Source organism: Methylorubrum zatmanii, from assembly GCF_014845115.1.
Lineage (GTDB): Bacteria > Pseudomonadota > Alphaproteobacteria > Rhizobiales > Beijerinckiaceae > Methylobacterium > Methylobacterium zatmanii.
The window spans coordinates 1-3,559 of record NZ_NKUI01000266.1 but is presented as its reverse complement, the minus strand read 5'-3'; the positions used below and the strand labels follow the sequence as shown (position 1 = coordinate 3,559).

General features: G+C 70.2%; 3 protein-coding genes. All 3 read left to right on the top strand.

Annotated elements, in window-relative coordinates:
* Window positions 1-216 precede the first annotated feature (216 nt).
* The gene (locus MZTS_RS23020; protein WP_012454417.1) at window positions 217-1,584 is read left to right on the top strand and encodes a hypothetical protein; all 1,368 of its coding nucleotides are present in this window, start codon (window positions 217-219) and stop codon (window positions 1,582-1,584) included.
* A gap of 11 nt (window positions 1,585-1,595) precedes the next feature.
* Complete coding sequence (locus tag MZTS_RS23015) at window positions 1,596-2,429, top strand: hypothetical protein (protein WP_012454416.1); 834 nt, start codon at window positions 1,596-1,598, stop codon at window positions 2,427-2,429.
* 691 nt (window positions 2,430-3,120) lie between these two features.
* The coding region (locus tag MZTS_RS23010; protein ID WP_192285562.1) for a hypothetical protein at window positions 3,121-3,559 on the top strand (439 nt) is incomplete at its 3' end.

The following is a 3,559-nucleotide window of genomic DNA, read 5'->3' as shown; positions in this document are numbered from 1 at the left end:
CCCCGCACCCGCCTCGCCGCTCGGTCTTGGCTGGTCACCTCCGACCTCGCCGCCTCGTTCCTCGTGGGGCGAGCCTTCAGCCCCCTGGCCGCATCGATTGTCGCCTCCCGGCAACACGCGGCGAGATCTTGTCCTCCTCCAGGGATTATCGGCACGTTGGCTTTGACGCGCCGGCGCCGGTCCCATTACCCATAGGGGGTATCTTGGGAGGTTCGGATGACCGACACGTCGCGACGGGGCTTTCTCGCATGCGCCGCCGGGGCGTTGGCCGCGACGGCAACCCTGTCGAGCGGCGTCGGTCGGGCATTCGCGCTCGAACAGCGTAACGAGGTCGGCTTCCTCAAGGGCCCGTACAACCTCGCGTTCTTCTACCGGCACAACCAAGCGTACCGCATCGGTGCCGGGATGCACTTCTTCCACTCGAAGCAGCACGACCTGCTGCAACTCACCCGGTTCGAGGACCACGCCGCGGTCGACGCCCGCTTCGACAAGGAAGCGCAGGGATGGCTGCGCGACCCGCCGGCCACCGAGCCGGAGATGCCGTACTACTCGTCCTACGTCGACCGGGCGATGCACACGCTGTTCCGGACCATCGACTGGACGCACATGCATCACGAGCAGACTTACGACGTGATGGCGTTCCGCGAGATCCCGTGGGCCGAGAAGAAGGTTTGGACCGACCGCGCGGTCGAATACTACCTCGCCATGCAGACCCCGGGCGTGCCCCGCAGCGTCGCGCCGCTTGAGCTGACGATGCGGCGGGCGGGCATCATGATGAAGCCCTATTTCAACTACTTCCGGAACTTCTACCCGCTCGACCAGAGTCTGTTCTACGTCGCCCACTGGTGGCACCCGGCTGTCTACGAGGCCCAGATGATCGCGGGCAACCGCGACCAGGAGGTCGCTATCCGGGCCGTGCAGGACACCCTGTACCGGGACGTCCTCCCGGACCGGCCGGGCCGGATGGTCCTCTCGCGGGAGATCATGCCGCGCTACGCGCGGATGAGTCCCGAGAGCGCGAACATCTTCGACAACCTGCACATGCTCCACGGCATCGCCTACTCGATCCTGGCCTACAAGGGCTGGACGGTCGAGGAGAAGCGGGCCGAGATGTACCGGGTCATCGACGCCATGGGCTACCAGCCCGGCGACGAGGCCTACGCCCGCAAGTTCCGCGAGCCCCACCCCAGTTACGATCCGCGCACCTACCCGGCCTGGGTGCGCGCGCCTCAGGGCGCCATGGGCATGATCATGATGGACATGCTCATGGAGATGCTGCCGATGATGTACCCGGGCGGCCTCTCGAAGGCGCAACGGGCCGCAGTCATGCGGCAGATGATGATGAACGGCCGGCTCGGGATCGAGCCCGGCGAGGTGCCCGGCTCGCTCCGCGACGCCCTGATGCAGGTCGCCCCCGGCATGCGGATGATGCCGGGCGCCACCGAGCCCGGCGAGACCCCGGCCATGATGGTCGAGCACATGCTCTCCGCCTGGAAGGCCAAGGCCGCCCATATCCCCGACGTGCCCTCCATCGACATGTCCGTCGAGCCGAGCCTCGGCCCGGTCCGCGTTGCCGTCCGCTGAGGAGCCGCCCGATGTCGATGACCACGCGCGGCGCCCTCGCGGCCCTCCTCGCCCTCTGCGCCGGCCCGGCGCTCGCCGCCGACCACTCCAACCTGGAGGAGGGCCTGCCCATCACCATCGAGGATGCCTATCCGATCAAGGAGAACGGCCTCGAAGTGCAGTCCTACTTCCAGTACAACCGCATCCGGAACGACCCGCGCGGCCTCAGCAGCCTGATGGCCGTGCCGCGGCTGGAATGGGGCGCCTTCAAGAACTTCCAGCTCTCGGTCGAGGCGCCGTACCGTGTCGGGACGGCGAGCGATACGGACCAGGGCGCGTTCCGGGCGCAAGGCTTCTACAACGTCAACCAGGAGGACCTGGTCCTGCCCGCGATGGCGGTCGCCTTCGGCGTCAACACGCCCTACGGGCGGATGGCCGGCGGCACCGAGACCGAGCTCAAGTTCCTGGCCACCAAATCCCTCGGCACGCCCGATCCGGAGGGGCTCTCGCCGTACTCGTACGTGCCGCGCCAGATCCACTTCAACGCGTCCTGGTTCCACAACTACGACCCGATAACCGGACGGGACGCGGAGCGGCGCGACCGTTACCGGGTCGGCGTCGCCTACAGCCAGCCGGTGTCGAACGACGTCGTGTTGGTGGCGGACGTCTACCGCGAGACGGACCGGGAGCGCGGCCGCGCGGTGAACCTCGCCGAGATCGGCGCCCGCTACATCGTGACGCCGCAGACGCTCCTGGTCGGGGCCGTCGGCGTCGGCTTCGGCGGCGACCGCCGGCAGGACTTCCGGGTCACGGCCGGCCTTCAGCACTCGCTGAGCTTCCCCTACTCCTTCGACCCGCCCCGCTGAGAGGCGGGTACCGTTCCCCCCGGGCGCGCGGCCTCCCGCGTTCCCGGGCGTGTATCCGCGAGACCGGAGAGTTCGCATGCGCGCGGAACGCCATGCCTGGACATCCAGGAACGCGGGACGAAGGCGCCGCGTCCGGCCAGGGGTTCGGGCGGCCGCGCGGAGAACGTTCCTGCGCATCCTGGTGGCCATCGCGGTCGCGGGGGCGTGCGGCGTCGTCGGCAGGCAGATCCTGACCTCCACGGCCTGGACGGGCCGTTACATGGGCGATCAAGGCCCACGCGGTACCCCGGGGCCGTAGCGGCGGCCGGTCCGGGCCGGCGCAGCGAGCGCCACGGGGTTGAGGGGCGATCCGCACCGGAGCGCGACGCGGGGCCCCGGCTGCAGGTCCCGGTGCGTCGATGGACGCTTGCGCAGGGTCGATCCCGTCGGCTGCCGCCGCGGACGCCTCGGATGCGGGCGTCCGCCATGGGTCTCCTTGTCCGCGCGGGCGGGACGGGCGGCTGGCGAGGCGCGCGGCGGGCGGGCGAGCGCGTGGCTCCGGCGCCCGAGCGGGCGGGACGCAGGAACCGGACCCGTGCGGGGGCGCTATGTCGCGCGTCCCGGATTCGGCCCGGGGCGTGCGCGGCGCTGTCCGGGTCGGCGCCGCGTGATAGGGTCCGGCCGGTCGACCAAGACGAGACAGGACCCAGCCATGACCGATCCGGTCTTCCGACCCGACATCCAGGATGCGCTGCTGCGGCTGCTGTTCGACAAGCACCGGATCAACCTGCTCAAGGTGCCACGGGAGGACCTGCAGCCCGGCCAAGCGCTCCTGCTGGCGGGGAGCGGTGCGGTGCCGGACGCGTTCGGGCCCGTCGCGCTCCAGAACCTCGTGCCTGGCCTGGTTCTTCCGGAGGTGGCGCGCGACGCGCGCCTCGCGGACGTCGACGCCACGTTCTCGGACAGCCAGGAGGGCCGGGTCGAGGGGGGTATCTTCGCGTCCTTCCTGGAGCGGTTCTGGCCGGGCGCGACCCTGCCGAGCATCTCGGCCAAGGCGGAGGCGAGCGGCGGGCGCAAGTTGTTCCTGCGGTTCTCCAAGGCCACGCGCGACGGCATCGACTTCGCCGCGCTCGGCCAGAACCGCTCCAGGA

Coding starts and splice junctions, on each gene's coding strand:
- MZTS_RS23020 (WP_012454417.1), top strand. CDS start 217: ATGACCGACACGTCGCGACGGGGCTTTCTCGCATGCGCCGCCGGGGCG.
- MZTS_RS23015 (WP_012454416.1), top strand. CDS start 1,596: ATGTCGATGACCACGCGCGGCGCCCTCGCGGCCCTCCTCGCCCTCTGC.